Origin of the sequence: Clavibacter tessellarius, assembly GCF_001618005.1 — a bacterium.
GTDB lineage: Bacteria > Actinomycetota > Actinomycetes > Actinomycetales > Microbacteriaceae > Clavibacter > Clavibacter tessellarius_A.
Window position 1 is genome coordinate 1 of sequence record NZ_LQXA01000025.1, and the last position, 20408, is coordinate 20408.

General features: G+C 72.2%; 18 protein-coding genes. 9 read left to right on the forward strand and 9 right to left on the reverse strand.

Annotation, left to right across the window (positions count from 1 at the left end; all coding sequences use genetic code 11):
* Positions 1–2646 (reverse strand): MMPL family transporter (locus tag AWH51_RS06300; protein ID WP_081234931.1); only part of this gene is annotated, 2646 nt, incomplete at its 3' end.
* Positions 2647–2713: 67 nt separating this feature from the next.
* Here AWH51_RS06300 and AWH51_RS06305 point away from each other — a divergent pair.
* A complete protein-coding gene (locus AWH51_RS06305) occupies positions 2714–3313 on the forward strand; it encodes a TetR/AcrR family transcriptional regulator (protein ID WP_063071255.1) in 600 nt (199 codons plus the stop codon).
* On the opposite strand, the gene AWH51_RS06310 is transcribed toward AWH51_RS06305, so the two are convergent.
* From AWH51_RS06310 to AWH51_RS06320, 3 genes are read right to left on the reverse strand one after another with little or no spacing between them, the layout of a single operon-like run.
* Complete coding sequence (locus AWH51_RS06310) at positions 3314–4273, reverse strand: D-2-hydroxyacid dehydrogenase family protein (protein WP_175345475.1); 960 nt, start codon at positions 4271–4273, stop codon at positions 3314–3316.
* Positions 4274–4325: 52 nt separating this feature from the next.
* The gene (locus AWH51_RS06315) at positions 4326–5609 is read right to left on the reverse strand and encodes an SLC13 family permease (protein WP_063071256.1); all 1284 of its coding nucleotides are present in this window, start codon (positions 5607–5609) and stop codon (positions 4326–4328) included.
* A 34-nt stretch (positions 5610–5643) separates the two neighbouring features.
* On the reverse strand, positions 5644–6750 hold the full coding sequence (locus AWH51_RS06320; RefSeq protein WP_063071257.1) for a PrpF domain-containing protein: 1107 nt from the start codon (positions 6748–6750) through the stop codon (positions 5644–5646).
* Between the two features lie 102 nt (positions 6751–6852).
* Between AWH51_RS06320 and AWH51_RS06325 the strand changes: the two genes are divergently transcribed.
* Positions 6853–7785: a LysR substrate-binding domain-containing protein gene (locus AWH51_RS06325; protein WP_063071258.1), complete on the forward strand. Its 933-nt coding sequence runs from the start codon at positions 6853–6855 to the stop codon at positions 7783–7785.
* 19 nt (positions 7786–7804) lie between these two features.
* Here the strand turns inward: AWH51_RS06325 and AWH51_RS06330 are convergent, their stop codons facing one another.
* From AWH51_RS06330 to AWH51_RS06345, 4 genes are all read right to left on the reverse strand, one after another.
* A complete protein-coding gene (locus tag AWH51_RS06330) occupies positions 7805–8443 on the reverse strand; it encodes a LysE family translocator (RefSeq protein WP_063071259.1) in 639 nt (212 codons plus the stop codon).
* Positions 8444–8555: 112 nt separating this feature from the next.
* Positions 8556–9464, reverse strand: coding sequence for a carbohydrate ABC transporter permease (locus AWH51_RS06335; protein ID WP_063071260.1), 909 nt, complete (start codon positions 9462–9464; stop codon positions 8556–8558).
* Positions 9457–10437, reverse strand: a complete 981-nt coding sequence (locus AWH51_RS06340; RefSeq protein WP_254654496.1) for a carbohydrate ABC transporter permease — start codon at positions 10435–10437, stop codon at positions 9457–9459. Before AWH51_RS06340 ends, AWH51_RS06335 begins: the two co-directional genes overlap by 8 nt.
* Positions 10434–11777, reverse strand: a complete 1344-nt coding sequence (locus AWH51_RS06345) for an ABC transporter substrate-binding protein (RefSeq protein WP_063071261.1) — start codon at positions 11775–11777, stop codon at positions 10434–10436. Before AWH51_RS06345 ends, AWH51_RS06340 begins: the two co-directional genes overlap by 4 nt.
* Positions 11778–12051: 274 nt before the next feature.
* On the opposite strand from AWH51_RS06345, the gene AWH51_RS06350 reads away from it, so the two are divergent.
* The 5 genes from AWH51_RS06350 (at position 12052) to AWH51_RS06370 (ending at position 18204) form a co-directional block, all read left to right on the forward strand.
* Positions 12052–13494 (forward strand): LLM class flavin-dependent oxidoreductase, encoded by a 1443-nt coding sequence (locus tag AWH51_RS06350; RefSeq protein ID WP_063071262.1) that lies wholly within the window; start codon positions 12052–12054, stop codon positions 13492–13494.
* A 1-nt stretch (position 13495) separates the two neighbouring features.
* Positions 13496–14767 carry an acyl-CoA dehydrogenase family protein gene (locus tag AWH51_RS06355; RefSeq protein WP_081234929.1) on the forward strand — a complete coding sequence of 424 codons (1272 nt, stop codon included), beginning with the start codon at positions 13496–13498 and terminating at the stop codon, positions 14765–14767.
* A gap of 7 nt (positions 14768–14774) precedes the next feature.
* Positions 14775–16007: an acyl-CoA dehydrogenase family protein gene (locus AWH51_RS06360; RefSeq protein ID WP_063071263.1), complete on the forward strand. Its 1233-nt coding sequence runs from the start codon at positions 14775–14777 to the stop codon at positions 16005–16007.
* Between the two features lie 278 nt (positions 16008–16285).
* Complete coding sequence (locus AWH51_RS06365) at positions 16286–17215, forward strand: hypothetical protein (protein ID WP_131798108.1); 930 nt, start codon at positions 16286–16288, stop codon at positions 17213–17215.
* Positions 17216–17346: 131 nt separating this feature from the next.
* Entirely contained in the window at positions 17347–18204 is an 858-nt protein-coding gene (locus AWH51_RS06370) for a phosphatase PAP2 family protein (RefSeq protein ID WP_063071265.1), read from the forward strand.
* Positions 18205–18216: 12 nt separating this feature from the next.
* Here AWH51_RS06370 and AWH51_RS06375 read toward each other — a convergent pair whose 3' ends face one another.
* The gene (locus AWH51_RS06375; RefSeq protein ID WP_063071266.1) at positions 18217–19353 is read right to left on the reverse strand and encodes an SIR2 family protein; all 1137 of its coding nucleotides are present in this window, start codon (positions 19351–19353) and stop codon (positions 18217–18219) included.
* 151 nt (positions 19354–19504) lie between these two features.
* Here AWH51_RS06375 and AWH51_RS06380 point away from each other — a divergent pair, with 151 nt between their 5' ends.
* Together AWH51_RS06380 and AWH51_RS06385 are read left to right on the forward strand one after the other, a co-directional pair.
* On the forward strand, positions 19505–19744 hold the full coding sequence (locus AWH51_RS06380; RefSeq protein ID WP_063071267.1) for a hypothetical protein: 240 nt from the start codon (positions 19505–19507) through the stop codon (positions 19742–19744).
* 50 nt (positions 19745–19794) lie between these two features.
* Positions 19795–20289: a 2'-5' RNA ligase family protein gene (locus AWH51_RS06385; protein ID WP_063071268.1), complete on the forward strand. Its 495-nt coding sequence runs from the start codon at positions 19795–19797 to the stop codon at positions 20287–20289.
* The last annotated feature ends 119 nt before the right edge of the window (positions 20290–20408 follow it).

Genomic DNA, 20408 nt, shown 5'->3' on the forward strand with positions numbered 1-20408 from the left:
GTCCCGCGCGGCCTCCGTCTCGGCCCGGACGGTCGACGCCGTGGGCGGCGCCGCGTGCGCGCCATGCCCGCCGTCGGCCGGCAGCCCGCCGGGCAGCTCGGTCGCGGGGAGCTCCGTCGCGGGAGCCCCGGCCGTCGTCGGCGCCGCGTGCGGGTGCGTCCGCTCCAGCGCCGCGCCCTCGATGTCGACGTCCGGCAGGATCCGATCCAGCCAGCGCGGCAGCCACCAGGCCGAGCGGCCGAGCAGGTGCATGAGCGCGGGCATCAGCAGCATCCGCACCACGAACGCGTCGAGGAGCACGCCGAACGCGAGGCCGAAGCCGATGGACCGGATGATGGTCGACTCCGAGAACACGAACCCGCCGAACACCGACACCATGATGAGCGCCGCCGCCGTGACGACCGCGCGCCCGGCCCGGAACCCCTGCACCACCGCGAGCCGCGCCTCGGCTCCGTGCACGTACGCCTCGCGCATGCCGCTCGCGAGGAAGAGCTGGTAGTCCATGGCGAGGCCGAACAGGATCCCGACGAGGATCACCGGCAGGAAGCTCAGGATCGGCCCCGAACTCTCCAGCCCGATGAGGCTCGCGCCCCAGCCGAACTGGAACACCGCGACGATGAGGCCGTAGGTCGCGAACAGCGACAGCACGAACCCGCCCGTCGCGATGAGCGGCAGGAGGATCGAGCGGAACACCACGATCAGGATCAGCAGCGACAGCCCCACGACCACGAGCAGGTAGAGCGGCAGCACCGCGGCCAGCGCCTCGGAGATGTCGATGTTCGTGGCGGCCTGCCCGGCGACGCCGAGCGTGATGCCGCCCTCGAGCGCGGGCATGGCGCGGATGTCCTGCACCAGCTGCTCGGTCGACGCGCTGTTCGGGCCCTCGGTCGGGAGCACCTGGAACGCGAGCACGGTGCCGTCGTCGGTGTTCGCGACGGGCGCGACGGCGACCACGTCGTCGAGGTCGTGCAGCGCCTGCGCGACCTCGACCTGGGTGGCGAGGAGGTCGCCCTCGGAGACACCGGAAGGCACGTCGGCGACCACGAGCAGCGGTCCGTTGGCGCCCTCGCCGAACTCGGCGGCGACCGTGGAGAAGGCCTGCTGGCTAGTGGATCCGGCCGGCTCGCTGGATCCGTCGGGCAGGCCGAGCCGCATCGACAGGCTCGGGATCGCGACCACGAGCAGGGCGACGACCGCGCCCACCACCGTGAGCACGGCGCGCGCGTTCGACATGGGCTTCAGCGTCGTCGGCGCCCCGTGCGGGTGGCGCTCGTGGCCGGCGCCGACGCGCGCGCGATCGCGCTTCCGGAGCACGCGCATGCCGGCGAGACCGAGCACCGCGGGCGTGAGGGTGATCGCGACCAGCACGGCGACGAGCACGCAGACCGCGCCGACCGTGCCCATCAGCGCGAGGAACGGCACGCCCGTGATGTTGAGGGCGAGGAGCGCGACGATCACGGTGGATCCCGCGAACACGACCGCCGTACCCGACGTGCCGGTGGCGAGCCCGATCGACTCGCGCACGCCCGTGCCGCCGAGGAGCTGCTTGCGGTGCCGGTTGACGATGAAGAGGGAGTAGTCGATGCCGACCGCGAGGCCGAGCATCACGCCCAGCACCGGGGTCACCGACGCCATGTCGACGAGCCCGGAGAAGGCGAGCGACGCCGTGACGCCGACGCCCACGCCCACCACCGCGGTGACGATGGGCAGCGACGCGGCGATGAGCGTGCCGAGCATCACGATGAGCACGATGGCCGCGAACACGAGGCCGACGACCTCGCCGATGCCGAAGATCTCGGGCACGCCCTGCGCGAGGTCGGTCGCGAAGTCGACGCTCGTGCCGGCGACGGGCGCGTCCTCGAAGTGCGCGATGGCGGCCTGCTTGGTCTCCTCGGAGAGCTCGAGGCGCGGATCCGTGAAGGACACGTTGACGATGGCGGTCGAGCCGTCGTCCGAGACGACGCCGATGCCGTCCGTGAGGCCGAGGAGCGTGCGGCCGAGCTCGGCCTGCTCGGCGCCCGCCTCGAGCTGCGTGCGCGAGGAGTCGACGGTCGACTGCTGCTGCTGGAGGGCCTGGGTCTGCTGGTCGAGCTGGGCCTGCTGCGCGTCGAGCGCGGCGATCTGCGCGGCGGGCGCCCCCGCGGCCTCGGCCTGCTGGCGCGCGGCGGCGAGCTGCTGCTGGCCCGCCTCGAGCTGCGCCTTCCCGGCGTCGAGCTGCTGCTGCGCCTGGTCGAGCTGCGTGCGGCCCGCGGTGATCTGCTCCTCGCCGCTGGAGAGCTGCGCGGCCTGGTCGGCGCGCTGCTGGGTGACGGCGAACGGATCCACGACGCGCGCGACGCCCGGGAGGTCGCCCGCGCTCGCGGCCAGCGCCGAGATGTCGGCCTTCTGCTGGTCGGTGAAGGCCGAGCCGTCGGTGGTCCGGTAGACGACCGTGCCGGTGCCGCCCGCGGTGTCGGGCAGCGTCTGCGCGAGCTCGTCGGTGACGGCGCCGGAGGCCGTGCCCGGGATGTCGAAGCTGTTGCCGAGGGTGCCGGCGAACGCGAGGAACGAGCCCACGCCGATCCCGAGGATCACCACCCACGAGACGATCACGAGCCACGCGCGACGCGCGGCCATCGAACCGAGCCGGTACAGCACTGACGCCATGTCATCTCCTTCAGACGCTTCGACGATACGCTACGTCTCGTCTAGTCCCTGGAGCTACCCTGACCGGATGAACGAGCACAGGTCCGGGCGGCTCCGCAGCGAGGCGGCCCGCGAGGCGATCCTCGGCGCGACCGTGCGCCTCATCCACGCCGTCGGCTACGACCACCTCACGATCGAGGGCGTCGCCAAGGAGGCCGGCGTCGGCAAGCAGACGATCTACCGGTGGTGGCCGTCGCGCGGCGCGCTCATCGCCGAGTGCATGACCGAGGGCCGGCTGATCCCGGTGGAGTTCGCCGTGCCGGACACGGGCGACCTGCTCGCCGACATCGAGCGCTGGCTCACCGATGTGCTGGCCGTGCTCGACGCGCCCGGCGGCGGGCCGCTCGTCCGCTCGCTGGTCGCCGCGGCGGCCGAGGACGAGGCGGTCGGCGACCACCTCGGCGCGAGCCTCGGCGTCGACCGCGACCTCTCGGAGCGGCTCGCCTCGGGGATCCGCGCGGGCCAGCTCCCCGCCCACGCGCCCGTCGACGAGCTCGGCCAGGCGATCCTCGGCGTCATCGTGCTGCGGGTGCTCGGCCGCGAGACCGACCACGCGGATAGCGTGACGCGGCTGGTGCGGTTCGTGCTCGGATCCGGCAGACCGACCGGGAAGGCCCGCCGGGGTTGATCAGCCGAGCAGCCGGATCGGCGCGCCCGCGACCCACGCGGCCACGCTCTCCTGCGCCTCGGCGAAGAAGCGGCGATAGGCGTCCTCCGTCACGTAGCCGAGGTGCGGCGTGAGGACCGTGCGCGGTGCCTGTCGCCACGGCGAGTCGGCGGGCAGCGGCTCGCGGTCGAAGACGTCGAGCCCCGCCCCGCCGATCCGGCCCGCGTGCAGGGCGGCGAGCAGCGCGGCCTCGTCGACGAGCGGGCCGCGCGCGGTGTTGACGAGGATCGCCGTGGGCTTCATCGCCGCGATGTCGCGCGCGCCGATGAGGCCTACGGACGCAGCGTCGAGCTTGGCGTGCACGCTGAGCACGTCGGCAGTGGCGACCAGCTCGTCCTTGCCCACCGGGATCACGCCGAGGCCGCGCGCCCGCTCCGGATCCAGGTGCCGGCTCCACGCCGCCACCTCCATGTCGAACGCGAGCGCGACCCGGGCGACGCGCGCGCCGATCGCCCCGAGCCCGACGATGCCGAGCCGACGCCCCTGGAGGTCGCCGCCGATGGTGCCCTGCCAGACGCCGTCGCGCACGCGGCGGTCCTCCTCGGTCACGTGCCGCAGCGTCGCGAGGATCAGCGCCCACGTCAGCTCGGCCGCGCCCGAGGTGCCGCCGGTCGCGCCGCTCGACACCAGGATCCCGGCGCGCGCCGCCGCCTCCAGGTCGATGGCGGCGTTCGCGCGGCCGGTGGTCACGAGCAGCCGGAGCGCCGGGAGGGCAGAGAGCACGGCCTCGTCGAACCGGGTCCGCTCGCGCATGGCCACGACCACGTCGAAGGGCCGCAGCGCTGCGACCACCTCCTCGGTGGATCCGAGGTGCTCCCGGAACGCCGTCGCCTCGGCTCCGGGGATCGCGCCCCAGTCGGCGAGACGCGCGGAGACGCCCTGGTAGTCGTCGAGGACGGCGATGCGGATCGGTGCGGTCATGCTCCACTCTCCCTCCTCCCGCCACGCGGCGGGAGGTGCGCGCGCGGTCGGATCAGGCGAAGGCGTTCGGCACGACCACCAGCAGCACCCAGCAGATGAGCGGCGCGACGGCCACCACCGCTCCCGCGTTGAGCAGCAGCTGCCGGTAGAAGACGTTCCGATCGATGCCCTGCGCGTTCGCCAGCACGAGCGCGCCGTTCGTGGAGAAGGGCGAGACGTCGACGACGGTGGCCGCGATCGAGAGCGCCGCGACCACGCCCACCACGGGCAGCTCGCCGAGCTGCAGCAGCGGGAGGGACAGGGGGATGATCGCCGCGAGCAGTGCGGTGGAGGAGGCGAAGGCCGAGGACAGGCCGATCACGTAGCAGAGCACGAGCGCCACGATCACGGGGGCGCCGATGAGCAGGGCCATGTCGGCGAGGTCGTCGATCACGCCGAGCTCCTGGAGCATCGCGATGTAGGTGACCATGCCGCCCACCAGCAGCACGGTGGGCCAGCTGATGCCGGCGATCGAGCGGCTCGTGTTCTTCAGGTCCGTGAAGGAGAGGAGCACGCCGGCCGCGATGGCCACGAAGCTGATCGGCTGGTGCCCCACGAGCACGACCACCAGGATCGCGGCGATGAGCGCGAGCGTCAGCATCCGCACCCGGGTGAGCGGCACGTGGTCGGCGTCGACCGTGTCGTCCTCGACGGTCATGACGCTGCCGGTGGCCGTGTACTCCAGCGTCTTCACGCGGCTCGTGACGGCGTAGGCGGCGACCGTCAGCACCGACAGGAGCGTGTTGATCCCGAAGCTGGAGAAGAACAGCTGCCACGGGTCGATGGCGAGGCCGTTGCCCTCCACGATGTCGCGCACCAGCACGCCCGAGACGGAGATGGGCGAGAAGGCGCCGGCGTGCGCGCCGTTGATGGTCATGATCCCCATCACGAGCGGGCTCATGCGCGTGCGGCCCGCGAAGCTCATGGCGGCCGGGGCGATGAGCGCGACCGCGGCCGGGCTGAACGTGCCGAGCGACGTGAGGAACGCGGCCACCAGGAAGAAGACCCACGGGATGAGGTAGACCTTCCCGCGCACGGCCCGGATGCAGGCGCTCACCATCAGGTCGATGGTGCCGTTCTGCTTCGCCATGCCGAAGAAGTAGGTGACGCCGATGATCGTGAGCACGATCGACGACGGGAAGACCTCGAGGATCTCCTTGTCGTCGTAGCCGAACGCGATGGCGCCGACGAGGAAGGCGCCGATGAAGCCGAGGAAGCCGATGTTGATCGGGAACACCGTCGCGATGACGAACATCACGACGAGGCCGATGAGGGGGATGATCTCGATAGACGACACTGTCTTCTCCTGGTGATCGCGGACGCGGGACGCGTCAGCGGGTGGGGGCGAGCGGGATGGGTTCGTGGTGCGTGAGGAGCTCGGAGTCCGCGAGGCGGCGGGCCGCCCGCTGGAGCAGGACCCGCGTGCCGGAGGAGTCGACCTCGACGCCGGCGCGGAGCGGGCCGCCGAGGGTGCCGAGGCGCAGCGGTGCGGTCGCCGGATCCACGCCCACGCGCTCGAGCACGGTGCCGGGCTCGCGGGCCGCCAGGGCCAGGGCGACGGCGCTCGTGAGGCCGATGGTGGGATGCGCCGCGTTCATCGAGAGCATGCGCACGGAGACGTCGTGGTCGGCCGCGCGCACCTGGTCGCCGAGCGTGGTCACGTGGTCGACCGCCGGGCCGACGACGCCCACCTTGGGCACGGCGTCGCCCGCCTCGGCGACGCTCGGCGCGATGCCCATGGCGACGGCGGCGTGCGCGCGGATCCGGCGCAGCAGCGGCACGGCGGCGAGGATCTCGATCTCGGTCGCGGCGGCCGGCAGCCCGAGGTCGGCCGCGGCGAGCAGCACGACGGGCGCGCCCGCGTCGGCCATCGTCACCTCGTAGGCGGTGCCGTCGACGACGAGCTGCTCGCGCACCGAGCCGGTGGGGAAGAGGGAGCCGGTGGTGGATCCGGCCGGGTCGACGAACGCGAGGTCGACGGCGGTGCCGGATCCGCGGACGCCGGGCACCGAGACCTCGGCGTCCCGTGCGCCCGCGACCTGGGCGACGACGACGGCGGAGGTGTTGAGGTTCCGCATCCGGACGGTGGTGGCCGCGTCTCCGGCGTCCGCCAGCTCGAACCGCTCGACCGACCACTGGGCGACGGCCGTGGCGCAGTTGCCGCAGTTGCTGCCCCACTCCACGACGTGCGCGCCGATCGCGACCTGCGCGAAGAGGTAATCGACGTCGATGCCCGGCTCGTCGCTCCGTCCCACGATCACGGCCTTCGACGTGACCGACGTGCCGCCGCCGACGCCGTCGAGCTGGCGCGGGTCGTCGGCGCCGAACAGCTCGATGAGGAGCTCGGCGAGCGCGTCCCGGTCGGCCGGGACGGCGTCGCGGTCGAAGAGCCAGCACTTGCTGGTCCCTCCGCGCATGAGGGTGGCGGGGATGCTCACGAGGCCTCCTGGTCGTCGTCGATGTGCTCACGCTACGAACGCGGAGGGTCAAGGAGAAGCTCGATCTGCTACGACCCCGTTCAGCTCCGCTAAAGTCGGCGCATGGCCTCCTTCGACCTCGTCACGCTCGACCTGCTGCTCGACGTGGTCGACACCGGCACGCTGACGGGCGGCGCGGCCCGCTCACGGATGACCACCTCGGCGGCGTCGCAGCGCATCGCGAAGCTCGAGCAGCTCATCGGCCAGCCCGTGCTCGACCGCCTCCCGCGCGGCATGCGGCTGACCGAGGCGGGCCAGGTGCTCGCCGCGAAGGCGCGCACGGTGCGGCGCGAGCTGCGGGCCGCCGAGGGCGAGCTCGAGGCGATCCGCGGGCTCGAGCACGGCACCGTGCGGCTCGGGTCCTTCCCCACCGTGAGCGCGTCGCTGCTGGCGGACGCGCTCAAGGACGCGCACGCGGCGTGGCCGGGCATCGAGATCCGCGTGCAGTCGGCGCTGCGGCCCGAGCTCATCGACAAGCTCAGCTCCGGCGAGGTGGAGCTCGCGCTGCTGTGGAGCTACGCGTGGACCGAGGAGGCCGAGAAGCACCTCGCGCTGCGGAAGCTCGTGGAGGACGAGACCATGCTGCTCGTCGCGGTCGACAGCCCCATCCGCGACGGGGTGTCGCTCAAGTCGCTGCGGAAGGAGTCGTGGATCACGCGCAACGGCGGGCACCCGGCGGCCGACGTGCTCTACCGCAGCTGCGCGGCGGCGGGCATCCGGCCGGAGGTCGCGTACGAGGCGTACGACTACCAGGAGGTGCAGGCGATGGTGGCGGCGGGCGTCGGCATCGCGATGGCGCCGCGGCTCGCGCTCGCGTCGCACCGGGACGACGTGCGGGCGGTGTCGTTCCGGCCGGCCGACCGGATCCCAGCCCGCACCATCTACCTCGCGTCGCTCGCCCGCCGCGTGGAGACCCCGGCGATGCGCGCGCTGTCGGAAGCGGTGACGCGCGCGGCGCGGTCGTTCGCGGCGGGGGCGGCGGGGGATCCGCGGTGACCGTCGTCCCGCTCGGGCCCTAGGCCGGCGCCGGCGCCTCGATGGCGAGCTTCACGCCGACCGCGCCGAGGAGCCCGCCGGTGGCCCAACGCTGCCAGCGCATCCACCGGGGTCGGCCTCGCAGGAAGACGGCGATCGAGCCGGCCGCGAGGACGATGCCCGCGTTCACCGCGAGGCTCACCGCGATCTGCACCGCCCCGAGCTGGAAGCCCTGCGCGACGACATCGCCCGCGGCCCGGTCGACGAACTGCGGGATGAGCGCGAGGTACATGATCGCGGCCTTCGGGTTGAGCAGGTTGGTGACGAGCCCCATGCGGAAGAGCTTCGCGGAGGAGTCGCGCGGCAGGTCGCGCATGTCGAAGACGGAGGCGCCGCCCGGGCGGAGCGTGGACCACGCCAGCCACAGCAGGTACGCCGCCCCGGCGACCTTGAGTCCCGTGTAGAGCCACGGCACCACGACGAAGACGGCGGCCAGGCCGACGTTGGCCATGGTCATGTAGACGACGAAGCCCACGCCGGTGCCGGCCAGCGAGACGAGTCCCGCGCGACGGCCCTGGCTGATGCTGCGCGAGACCAGGTACATCATGTTCGGGCCCGGCGTGAGGACCATGCCGAGGGCGACGACGGCCATGGCGGATGCGGCGGTCAGGGTGATCATCCGGGTCCTCCTCGCGGGTGGGCGGCGGGTCGTCCGCGGCCGGGACCAGCTTCGCGCATGGGCCACGACGACCCGGTCTTACGTGGCGCGTCCTCCGTCCGGAGCCGTGCGCTCAGCGGGCCGGAGCGCGGCGGATGCGGCGGGCAGCGTGCGCGCCCGCGTCGACGGATCCGCCCGTGAGGCCCGCCACGAGCCGGCGCTGGAGGACCGTCGCGGCGGCGAACAGCGGGATCACGCCGATGAGGGACGCGGCCGCGATCTTGCCGAAGTCCTGCACGCGCTCGCCCAGCATGAGCGACAGGACCACGGGGAAGGTCTGCGCGGTGTGCCCCTGCGTGAGGAACGTGGCGAACAGGAACTCGTCGTAGTCGAGCACCGCCACGATCACGCCGACCGACACGAGGGCGGGCGTGAGCATCGGGGTGACGATGCTGGCGAGCACGCGCCACTCGCCGGCGCCGTCGAGCTGCGCGGCCTCGTCGAGCTCCACGGGGATGCGGCGCACGAAGCCCTCGAGCAGCCAGACGGCCACCGCGGTGTTCGCGAGCGCGTAGACGAGCGTCAGGCCGGTGAGCGTGTTGTTGAGGTGCAGGATCCGCAGCAGCGTGAACACCGGCACGATCGCGACGATCGGCGGCAGCAGCCACGGGCTGAGCACGAGCCCGGCGAGCGCCCGGCCTCCCGTGCGGTGCCGGGCCATCGCCCACGCGGCGGGGAGCGCGAAAAGCAGCGTGAGGGCGGACGCGGCGAGGGACGTGACGAGGGAGTTGAGGATCCCGCGGGGCAGGCCGGAGCCGGCGAGCGCGGCCGCCCAGTTGCCCCAGCTGGGGTCCGTCGGCACGAGGATCCCGGCGGACACCTGGCCCTGCGACATGAGCGACACCGACAGCAGGTACGCCAGCGGCACGAGGGCGGCGGCGAGGGAGAGGGCCAGCCACAGGTCGGCCCCGCGGGAGCGGCGCCGCGCGCCGGGGCGTCGGACGGATCGCGGACGGGCGGCGCGGACGGGCGCGTCAGGCATCGTGGAGCCTCCGGGTGATGGCGACGACGGGGAGCGTGACGACCGTCACGACCACGGCGAGCAGCAGCGTGATGACGGACGCCCGACCGACGTCGAAGTGCTGCAGGGCCGCCTGCCAGATGAGGTAGGCGGGCACGGTCGTCGCCTGTCCCGGCCCGCCCGAGGTGAGGATGTAGACGAGGTCGAACAGCTTGAACGCCAGCACCAGGCGGATGAGGGCGACCGCCGCGACGGTGCCCGCGATCGCGGGGAGGGTGATGCTGCGGAACAGCCGCAGGCCGTGCGCGCCGTCGAGCGCGGCGGCCTCGCCGACCGCCGGATCCTGGCCGATGAGCGCCGCGAACACGAGCAGGACGATGAGCGGCGTCCACTCCCAGACGTCCGCGAGCGCGACGCCGAGGAAGGCGGTCACGGGCTGCGACAGCACCGAGAGGGATGCGCCCCCGGGCACCACGGCGGTCACGAGCACGTCCACCAGCCCGCCGTTCGGCGCGAAGACGAGCTTCCAGAGCACGCCCACCACGACGGGCGGGGTGATCATCGGGAGCAGCAGCAGGGTGCGCACCACGGCGCCCGCGTGCACCGACCGCCACAGCGCCACCGCCGTCGCCACCCCGAGCACGAGGCTCACGGCGGTGACGAGGAGCGCGTGGACGACGCCGCGCACGAGCGCCGCGGTCGTGTCGCCCTCCGCCAGGACGTCGGCGAAGGTCGCGGTGCCGACGAACTCCTGGAACGGCCGCCCGAGGCTCGACTCGGTGAGGGCGGCGAGCGCGATGAACACGAGCGGGTACCCGCCGAGCACGACGAGCGCGAGCACCGCGGGGGCGACGAAGACGCGCCGCGGCCAGGTGCCGCGTCCGCGACGGCGTGCCCGGGGGATCCGCGGCGCCCGCTCCCGGGGCGACCCCGACTCCCAGGTCGGCCCCGACTCCCGCGGCGACCGCGTCTTCGGGGCGATCGCGACGCTCACTCGAGGAGCTCTTCCCACTTCGCCTGCACCCGGTCCAGCGTCTCCTGCGCGGTCCCGCCCTCGCCGGCGAGCAGCTTCGCGAGCTCGTCCGTGAGCACCTGCGCGGCCTCGGTGGCGTTCTTGCCCGTCGGCCACGCGAGCGCGCCGTCGAGGGTCGCGCGGTTCACCTGCTGGATCTGCGGGAACTGGGCGCCGTAGGTCGGGTCCTCGAGCGAGGAGACGCGGTTGGGATCGATGCCCGTGGGCGGCGACGCGGTGAGGAGCTTCGCGTTCACCTCCGACGACGACGCCCACGTGATGAACCTCTCGGCGAGCGCGGTCTTCTGCGTGTTCGCGGCGACGACCCAGCTGAACCCGGCGACGAGCGAGGCCCGCGGCGTCGTGTTCGCCCCTCCGGTGGGCAGCAGGGTGACGCCCCACTTGCCCGCGACCTGGGAGCCCGACGACGGATCCTCGCTGCGGACGCCGAGGTCGGTCCAGTTCTCGATGAAGGCGACCTTCCCGGCGAACCACGCGCTGTTCCCCGCGCCGAAGTCGGTCTCGGCGGGCGTGGGCAGCGCCTGGTCCTGCACGTCGACGAGGGCCTGCGCGGCGGCGACCGCCTGCGGGCTGTCGATCGTGGGCCGCCCGTCCGCGTCGAGGAAGGAGCCGCCGAAGCCCGCGAGCCGGTTCGCGAAGCTCGCGCCGAGGATCAGGGGCGACTTCTGCCCGAACACGGCGGCGCCGTAGACCCCGTTCGCCTTCTCGTTCGCGGTGATGGTGGTGACCTGCTGGAGGTACTCGTCCCACGTCCTCGGCGGCTCCGTGAAGCCGTTCCGCGCCAGGATCTCCTTGTTGTAGAAGAGCACGTGCGTGTCGCCGTCGAAGGGCAGGCCGTAGGTGCGCCCGTCGACCTGGGTGTACGGCTCCCAGATGGAGGGGATGAAGTCCCCCACGTCGATCGAGGGGTCGCCGTCGACCCGGTCGGTGATGTCCTGGATCGCGCCGTCGGCCGCCAGGTCGCCGAGGGACGTGTACCAGGGCGCGGCCACGTCGATGGTGTCGGCGCCGGACTGCTGGTCGAGCGCGAGCTTCGACCCGATCTCGTCGTACGGGACGATGACGGGCGTGATCTTCGCCCCCGTCTCCTTCTCGAACTCGGCTGCGAGCCACTTCGCCGCGCCCTCGTGGGAGGAGATCATGAGGACGGTGAGCTCCTGGCCCGTGATGTCGCCGTCGGCCGAGCCCGCGTCGGCGGAGTCGCCGGAGCACGCCGACAGGGCGAGGGCGGCGGCCGCGACACCGGCGGCGAGCACGAGGCGGCGCGCGCGGTGCCCGCGGCGGGAGCGGATGTGGGACATGGGTTCCCCTCGTGGGTCGGACGGATCGGAGGGCGTCGGCGCCTCCGCTGCTGAGGAAGGTAGGGCGTCCGGCGCGCCAGCGGGAGGCCCGGCGTAGGACGGCGTCACGGTGTGACGAACCGTGTCGCGGCACGTGTCGCCGTGTTGCGGCGGCCCTTCCGGGCGGCGGCGGCGCGCGGCTACCTTCGGGCCGCACGGCTCCGCTGACGGGGCCGGCCGCGTGGCCGTCTCCCCGGACAGCCACGCGCCCGCACCGGGGGAAGGACGGAGCCCGATGGCATCCCGCATCATCCTCAACGCGTTCGACATGAGCTGCGTGACGCACCAGGCGCCTGGTCTGTGGCGGCATCCCGCCAACCAGGCCCACCGCTACAACTCGCTCGACTACTGGGTCGACCTCGCCCGGCTCCTGGAGCGCGGCACCTTCGACGCCCTCTTCATCGCGGACGTGGTGGGCGTCTACGACGTGTACCGGCACTCGGCGGCCCCGGCGCTGGAGGACTCCGCGCAGATCCCCGTGGGGGATCCCGTCGTGCAGGTCTCCGCCATGGCGCACGCCACCCGGCACCTCGGCTTCGGCCTCACCGTGGCGTCCACCTACGAGCTGCCGTACGCGCTCGCGCGCCGCTTCTCGACCCTCGACCACTTCACCGGCGGACGCATCGGCTGGAACGTCGTCACGAGCTACCTCGACTCCGCCGCCCGCAACCTCGGCCTCGAGACGCAGATCGGGCACGATGACCGCTACGGCATCGGCGACGAGTTCCTCGACGTCGCGTACAAGCTGTGGGAGGGCTCGTGGGAGGACGACGCCGTGGTGGTGGATCGTGAGCGCGGCGTCTACACGGATCCCGCGAAGGTGCATCCCATCGCGCACGAGGGCGAGCACTTCCGGGTGCCCGGGGTGCACCTGTCGGAGCCCAGCCCGCAGCGCACGCCGGTCGTCTTCCAGGCCGGCGCATCGCCCCGGGGCCGCGAGTTCGCGGCGAAGCACGGTGAGGCGATCTTCATCAACGGCCTCACGCCGGAGCTCACCCGCCCGGTGACGGACGACATCCGGGACCGGGCGGAGCGCATCGGCCGGCCGCGCGACAGCGTGCGGATCCTGACGCTCGCCACCGTGATCGTCGCCGAGACCGACGAGGCGGCGGCCGCGCTCCTCGAGGAGTACCGCGGCTACGTGAGCCTCGACGGGGCCCTCGCCCTGTACGGCGGCTGGTCCGGGCTCGACCTCTCCGGGTACGACCCCGACGCGCCGCTGAAGTACGTCGACACGGACGCCGCCCGGTCGGCGCTCGCGATCTTCACCCGCTACGACCCGGATCGCGACTGGACGCCCCGTGACGTGGCGCACTACGTGGGCATCGGCGGCATCGGCCCGGTCATCTCCGGCAGCGCGACCACCGTCGCCGATGAGCTCGAGCGATGGATCGAGGTGGGCGGCACCGACGGCTTCAACCTCGCCTACGTGGTCACCCCCGGCACGTTCGAGGCGGTCGTCGACCTGCTGGTGCCGGAGCTGCGCCGCCGCGGACGCGTGTGGGACGAGTACCCGGAGGGCACCCTCCGCGGCCGCCTCAACGGCACGGGATCCCCGGTCGTCCCCGAGTGGCACCCCGCGCACGCCTACCGCGGCGCCTACGTGGGCGCGCCGAGCGCCGCCGACGACACCGCTCCCTCCCTCTTCCCCGCGACCACCGATCCCGGAACGGACTGACATGAACGACACGACCACCCGATCCGCCGCCGCCCCGGCGCCCGCGCCCGCGCCCGCTGCGGCAGCCGATGCGCGCTCGCCGTGGCACGGGACCGCGTCCCGCGACGAGCTCGCGCGGTGGCGGGCCGTCGCCGAGCGGGTCGCGGCCACCCTCGACGAGGACGCCCTCGACCGCGACCGGGCCAACGCGGATCCCACGACCGAGCTCGACCTGCTCCGCGACAGCGGCCTCGTCAACCTCCTCGACCCGGCCGAGCACGGCGGGGGAGGCGGGCACTGGGAGTCCGCGTTCCTCGCCGTGCGGATCCTGTCGCGCACCGATGCGTCCATCGCGCAGGTCCTCGCGTACCACTACATCAACTCCGGCAACCTCGGCTTCACCGCGACCGGGGCGACGCGCGCGGAGGGCTACCGCCGCACGGTCGCCGGGCGCTGGGTGTGGGGCGACTCCGTCAATCCGACCGATCCCGACCTCCGGCTCACGCCCGACGGCGACGGCTACCGGCTCGACGGGCTCAAGCGGTTCTCCACGGGCGCGTCCGCGGGCGACGTCGTCCTCGTGAACGCGGTCGTCGCGGGCGGCGACCTCGACGGGCGCATCGTCGTGTTCGCGCTCGACCACGACCGCCCGGGCATCGAGTACCTGGGCGACTGGGACGCGCTCGGCCAGCGCCTCTCCGCGAGCGGATCCGTGCGGTTCACGCGAGTGCGCGTCGACCCGGCCGACGTGCTCGGCCTCGGCACGGACGAGCCGTTCCCCACGCTCGTGACCCCCGGGATCCAGCTCGCGTTCGGCAACCTGTACCTCGGCATCGCGGAGGGGGCCCTCGCGAAGGCCCTCGACCTCGTGCGCGGCCGACGCGGCAGCTGGTTCCTCAGCCCGGCGGACGCGTACCGGCACGACCCGTTCGTGCAGCGCGTCGTGGGCGAGCTGGCATCCCGCATCGCCGCGGTGGAGGCGCTGGCGGATCGGGCCGGCCGCGCGTTCGACGAGGTCGTCGACCTCGGCGACGCCGTCACGGCGGACGTGCGCGGCGGCATCGCGATCGAGGTCGCGAAGCTGAAGGTGGTGGCCACCGAGGTGGGGGTCGAGGTGGCGAACCGCGTGTTCGAGGTCACGGGATCCAGCTCGGCCAGGTCGTCGACGGGCCTCGACCTCTTCTGGCGGAACGTCCGCACGCACTCCCTCCACGACCCGGTGGACTACAAGAAGCTCGAGGTCGGGGCGCACGCGCTCACCGGCGAGCTCCAGCCGATCTCGCTCTACACGTGAGGATCCCGTGACCCGCCGACTCGACGCCGTCCTCGCGCGCCTCCGTCCCCTGCTCGATCGCATCGCCGAGGGCGCCGTCGCCCGCGAGCGCGACCACGAGCTGCCCGTCGAGCCCCTGCGCGATCTCGTCGACGCAGGGCTGTCCCGTCTCCGCGTGCCCGTGGATCAGGGCGGCGAGGGCCTCAGCATCCCCGAGCTCGCCGAGGTGCTCGTGGAGCTCGCCGCCGCGGACTCGAACCTGCCGCAGATCCTCCGCGGCCACATCGCGTTCGTCGAGGACCGGCTGCAGGCGCCGCCCGGGCCCGAGCGCGACGCGTGGCTGCGGCGGTTCGCGGCGGGCGAGCTCGTCGGCAACGCCTGGAGCGAGGTCGGCTCGGGCGCGATCGGCACGGCGCAGACGAAGCTGGAGCGCCGCGGCGACCGCTGGGTGCTGAACGGCCGCAAGTACTACACGACGGGCAGCATCTTCGCCGCGTGGACGGACGTGACGGCCGACCGGGATGGCGAGCCCGTGACCGCCATCGTCCGCACCGACCAGCCCGGCGTGCGCATCTCCGACGACTGGGACGGCTTCGGCCAGCAGCTCACCGGCACCGGCACCATCGTGTTCGAGGACGCGGAGGTGGACGCCGCCCACGTCGCGCCGTTCGCCGAGCGGTTCCGGTACCAGACGGCGCTGTACCAGCTCGTGCTGCTCGCCGTCCTCGCCGGGGTGGCGGTGGCGGCGGAGCGCGACACGGCCCGGGCCGTCCGCGAGCGCACCCGGGTCTACAGCCACGGGGTGGCGTCGCTCGTGCGGGACGACGCGCAGATCCAGGCGGTGGTGGGGGAGATCTCCGCCGTCGCGTACACGGCGCGGCTGCTCGTGCGGGGTGTCGCGGAGGCGGTGCAGGCCGCGGCGGACACGGCGCACGAGCCCGGGAGCGACGCCGACGTGCAGGCGAACGTGCTCGCCGAGATCCGCTCGGCGCAGGCGCAGGTGGTGCTCTCGGAGTCGGTGCCGCGCGCGGCGACCCGGGTGTTCGACACGCTCGGCGCCTCCGCCACGAGTCGCGCCCGCGGGCTGGATCGGCACTGGCGCAACGCGCGCACGGTCGCCTCCCACAACCCGGTCGTCTACAAGGCGCGCATCGTCGGCGACTGGTCCATCAACGGCACGCCGCCGCCGTTCGTGTGGGAGATCGGGACGGTGGTGCCGGCGGAGGGGGAGAGGGCATCTTCGGAGCCCCCGCCTCGGTAGCGTCGCAGCAGCGGCTCCCCCGTGCGGCGAGCGAACCTCGCGTGAAGCCCTCGCCCAATTGCGGGTAGGGAAGGTCGGCATCGCTCGGACTGCGCCGCCGGGTAGGCGAGCCGCCCGAACTGGGGTCACTCAGGACCATCGGGAGTTCATGCACGCGCATATGATTTAGCGGGTTACCCGCCCGTCAGGACCCGACACGAGTTCCGTGGACATCTGCGCTGTTCCGCGCATGCATGGCGCCCATTGCCGTGCCGCCTCGCCGAAGAAAAGAAAATGTGATGGTCGACCAGAACCCAGAGCTCGATGTTGCAGCAGTGCCTGCCGAAGCTGAAGGTGAAGCGGTACCAGCGCCTCGCAAGAGGATATCTCGACGGACCTGGATCATCGGGGGCTCATCCTTGCTGGCTCTGACTATCGCCGTCGTCATCGCGATGATCGTCATCAGCGTCCTCCAGGAGCGGGCCGAAGCTAAAGCGGAGGCGGTCTCCGCTTACACGTCAGCGCAGACCTCGCATGGGAGTGCGCTCGAGGGACTTCGTAGTGCCATCGCCAACGCCGAGTCACTGACCGGCGTTACGGGAGACGACGAAGTCGACGATGTCGCCCTCCTGGTCGAGCTCAGAGGTGCGGTCGACAGAGCGCAGGAGAGCCTCACCGAGACGGACGTCGAGTACATCGACTCCGCGGCACGCGGCACAGAGGAAGTCCAAGCCGCCGCTGCGGAGCTCGCCGAGGCTCAAGAGCAGGCGAGAGGCGCGTCGATGGCTCTGAACGACGCGCGAGTCGCCGTGGCCGATGATGTATCGGCCCGCGGAGAGCGAATCGCAGAGGAGGAACGAGCGGCCAAGACTGCTGCGGCCAAAGCCTCCGCGGGGCCAGTGGCTTTCGAGGATCTGTCCCGTTCCGGAAACAGTGTCATCGGCACCTACTACCGCTTCGAAGGCCGCATCATCCAGGACGCGGGCTCAGGCACCTACCGAGTCAACATGACCAAGGATCCCGGTTACTCGCGGGTCTTCTGGGAAGACACGATCCTCGTCACCGTCGCCGGGACCCCCGGTACGCGTCTCCTTGAAGACGACATCATCTCCTTCACCGCCGCATCGGGAGGATTGCAGAGCTATACGACCGTCCTCGGAGCGACCGTCAGTCTCCCAATGGTGATCGCGGAAGCAGGGGATGTCTCGGTAACAGGGCGGGCTGACTGACTCAGCGGGCGATTCCCTCTCTTGGACTGCCCCCCGGCGAGCGAACATCACGCGCTCGCTCGCCCCGGTCATCCCCGGCCGGCACTCGGTAGCGTCGAGGGGCGGATCCCTCCGCCGAGCAGGAGGACCCCATGAGCGACACCCCGAGGCGCAGGCCCCTCGATCCCCTCGACCCCGCCGACCAGGGCGTCGCCGGCGAGCTCCGCCGCGACCGCTACCTCGGCGCCCGCGACCTCACCCGCTGGGCCACCCCGGCCGGCCGCGTGCTGGTGCGGCTCGTGCAGCGGATCGTGCGGGCGCTCGGCCCGTACGCGGCCCTCGTGATCACGCTGCTGGTGGGCCTCGTGCTCGCGTTCGGCCTCGCCGCGATCGCCGCGCAGGTCTACGACAACGTGACCGACGCCGACGGGGTGGCCGGCCTCGACCGGCCGCTCCTCGCCTTCATGATCGGCATCCGCACGCCGTGGCTGAACGATGCGGCGACCGCGTACACGGACGTCGCGGGCGTCGTGGTCATGCCGATCATCGCGGTGGTGACGATGCTGTTCCTCGCGGTGCGGCGTCGCTCGTGGACGCCGATCATCCTCGTGCTCGCGGCCGGCGGCGGATCCCTGCTGCTCACGATCGCGGGCAAGGACATCATCGACCGCGCCCGCCCCGACCTCGCCGACGCGGTGCCGCCGTACGAGACGTCGCCGTCGTTCCCGAGCGGCCACACGCTGAACGCGGTCGCGATCGCCGGGATCCTCGCCTACCTGCTCCTCCTCCGCCAGCACCGCCGCGCGACCCGCATGCTCTCGATCGCGGTGGCCGTGGTCTTCGCGGTGACCATCGGTGCCACCCGCGTCTACCTCGGCCACCACTGGTTCACGGACGTCCTCGCCGCCTTCTTCCTCGGCGGCGCGTGGCTGGCGCTGGTGATCACGGCGCATCGGCTGTATCTCACGGCGCGGCGGCCGGAGGTGGGAGAGGCCACCCTCACGGGGTAGGCGGCCTGGACGTCACGCCAGATAGGCCTGCCACTCCGCGGTGTGCTGCAGCCCGTTCGCTCCTGACCTGCAGATCGTGAGCCACGGCGAGGGATCGCCGTCGTCGGCGCCCCAGCCGAACGCGCGATGGATCTCCACGTCGGTCGGACCGTCGCCGTGCGTGACCACCAGCACCGACGGCTTCTCCTTCAGATCGAGGAAGCGGGAGCTCAGCATGCCGTTGATCGGTTCATCGCGGAACGAGTAGCCGATGACGATCCAGTTCGTCGCGCTCTTCAGGCCCTCCTCGAAGACCTCGTAAGCGAGGTTGTACGGATATTCCCTGACGTGCTGCGCCTTGTCTCGGGGGTTCGCCAGCACGACCGAGGGGCGGACGTTCGTGGTGCGGTCGCGGACGGCGGACCATTGCTTCGCGTCGTCGAGGATCTCCTTCGGGATCTTCGCGAACAGGTCCATCTGGCGGTTCTCCCAGTACGCGAGGCAACCGTGCAGATGCAGCAGCCTCACCCGCCGATGCGGCGGAAAATCTTCTGCTTCGCGGCGCAGCGCCGGGACGTACCTGTGCTCCATGTCGTTGACCTCGACCCTGACGGTGCTCCTCCCGTCGGCGAGGTCCGCTACCTGCTTCTTGTCATCATCGACGTGCAGCAGCGCGGCAAGCAGCAGCGTGTCGTAGTTCAGATTCCCGAACGCGACCTCACCCGGGAACTCCTCGAGGATCGCCGTGACCAGGGCGTGCAGCTCGGCGGCCTTCTCGAACTCCGCGTGGGTGCGCTCGCAGATCACCTCCAGCACGTGGGAGACGCCGTTGTCGCGCACCTGCGCGGCGAAGGACGCGACCCGTCGGATCGCCTCGCGCAGCTCCTCGTCCTTCGGGCTGGTCAGCGTCGCGAGAGTCTCCAGCATGCCGAGCATGCGAGATTCCGTGCCGAAGGCGCCGACCAGATGCTCGAAGTCCTCGTCGCTCGTCACGCCCTCGGGAAGCGCGTTCTCCGCGATCTCCTTCATGGCAGCGACCACGTCGTCCCCGTCCGCCGCCCTGATGCGCCTCATCACCTCCTCCGTGATGCTGCGGAGTTCCAGCTCGGGATTGAAGGCGATGGACAATCCATTGCCGACCAGGATCGCGACGTCATCGTGCTGTCCCATTGCGGGTCCGATCTCTTCGGCTGCTGGCCGGGCGTCCGCCGGCGACGCGAGAAGCCTCGGGTCACGACGGCGAGCGTGTCAACGGATCCGAGAACATTGCGGAGCGGGCACGGGCTGCGCTAGAAGCGCCGGGGTGTGGGACGGTGGGGACATGGACGACAGACGCAGCTTCGAGGACGACACCGCGGCGAAGCAGCGGCTGACTGGCGCCCCGTCGGTCCGCCAGTTCCTCGTGCTGGTCGGCGTGACCGCGTTCGTCTCTGCCTTCGGGATCGGGTTCCTCGATCTGGACGTCGTCCCGCGCTTCGTCTTGATCTTCACGGTCATGGTCGTCGTGACCGTCGTCGGCACGGCCGTCATCCGCCGCGCCAACCTCCGTCGGCACCGCTAGCTCGTGCCGAGGTCTGGCGTGACGTCGAGTGGATCCTCCACTCTTGATGCATGGACGACGCTCGCCTCAGGCCCCGATTCGTCATCGTCGGCCTCTTTCAAGCGTGCGATCCGGGCGCGTCGTTCTCCCGGGGTTCCTGGCCAGCCCACGTGACCCTCGCCGGCAACTTCGTCGTCGACGCGCCGCCTCGCGACCTGGCCGAGGCCGTCGGCAGCCTCGGCCTCTCGCGGACCGCGATCCCCATCCGATTCGGCGAGCGGGCGGCGTTCGGGCCTGGTCGGGACATCTCGGTTCGTCTCGTCACGAGCAGCGTGGTGACAGCCCTCCACGACCGCCTCGCGGACGTGCTCGAAACGCAGCCGGGTTTCGCGGCCGATGAGCCTGCGTATTGGCGATCGGGATATCGAGCTCACCTGACGCTGACGCCCGCCGTCTCCGTGGCACGCGACGAGACGCGGACGCTGCGCTACGTCGTCCTCTCGGAGCTGAGCCGGGAGGAGGCGCGCGTCGTCGCCGCCTGGGATCTCGGCGAGGCAGGCGGCTGAGCGCTGGCACCATCGCACTGTCGTGCGTGATCGCCCGTCCGGAACAGCGCCCGCGGATGCGTGGACCGTGCGACCCTTGCCGCATGGATCTCGAGGTCGGCCCCGCGCTGACCATCCCC

Coding starts and splice junctions, on each gene's coding strand:
- AWH51_RS06325 (WP_063071258.1), top strand. CDS start 6,853: ATGGCCTCCTTCGACCTCGTCACGCTCGACCTGCTGCTCGACGTGGTC.
- AWH51_RS06305 (WP_063071255.1), top strand. CDS start 2,714: ATGAACGAGCACAGGTCCGGGCGGCTCCGCAGCGAGGCGGCCCGCGAG.
- AWH51_RS06345 (WP_063071261.1), bottom strand. CDS start 11,777: ATGTCCCACATCCGCTCCCGCCGCGGGCACCGCGCGCGCCGCCTCGTG.
- AWH51_RS06370 (WP_063071265.1), top strand. CDS start 17,347: ATGAGCGACACCCCGAGGCGCAGGCCCCTCGATCCCCTCGACCCCGCC.
- AWH51_RS06335 (WP_063071260.1), bottom strand. CDS start 9,464: ATGCCTGACGCGCCCGTCCGCGCCGCCCGTCCGCGATCCGTCCGACGC.
- AWH51_RS06355 (WP_081234929.1), top strand. CDS start 13,496: ATGAACGACACGACCACCCGATCCGCCGCCGCCCCGGCGCCCGCGCCC.
- AWH51_RS06365 (WP_131798108.1), top strand. CDS start 16,286: ATGGTCGACCAGAACCCAGAGCTCGATGTTGCAGCAGTGCCTGCCGAA.
- AWH51_RS06380 (WP_063071267.1), top strand. CDS start 19,505: ATGGACGACAGACGCAGCTTCGAGGACGACACCGCGGCGAAGCAGCGG.
- AWH51_RS06330 (WP_063071259.1), bottom strand. CDS start 8,443: ATGATCACCCTGACCGCCGCATCCGCCATGGCCGTCGTCGCCCTCGGC.
- AWH51_RS06350 (WP_063071262.1), top strand. CDS start 12,052: ATGGCATCCCGCATCATCCTCAACGCGTTCGACATGAGCTGCGTGACG.
- AWH51_RS06385 (WP_063071268.1), top strand. CDS start 19,795: ATGGACGACGCTCGCCTCAGGCCCCGATTCGTCATCGTCGGCCTCTTT.
- AWH51_RS06375 (WP_063071266.1), bottom strand. CDS start 19,353: ATGGGACAGCACGATGACGTCGCGATCCTGGTCGGCAATGGATTGTCC.
- AWH51_RS06310 (WP_175345475.1), bottom strand. CDS start 4,273: ATGACCGCACCGATCCGCATCGCCGTCCTCGACGACTACCAGGGCGTC.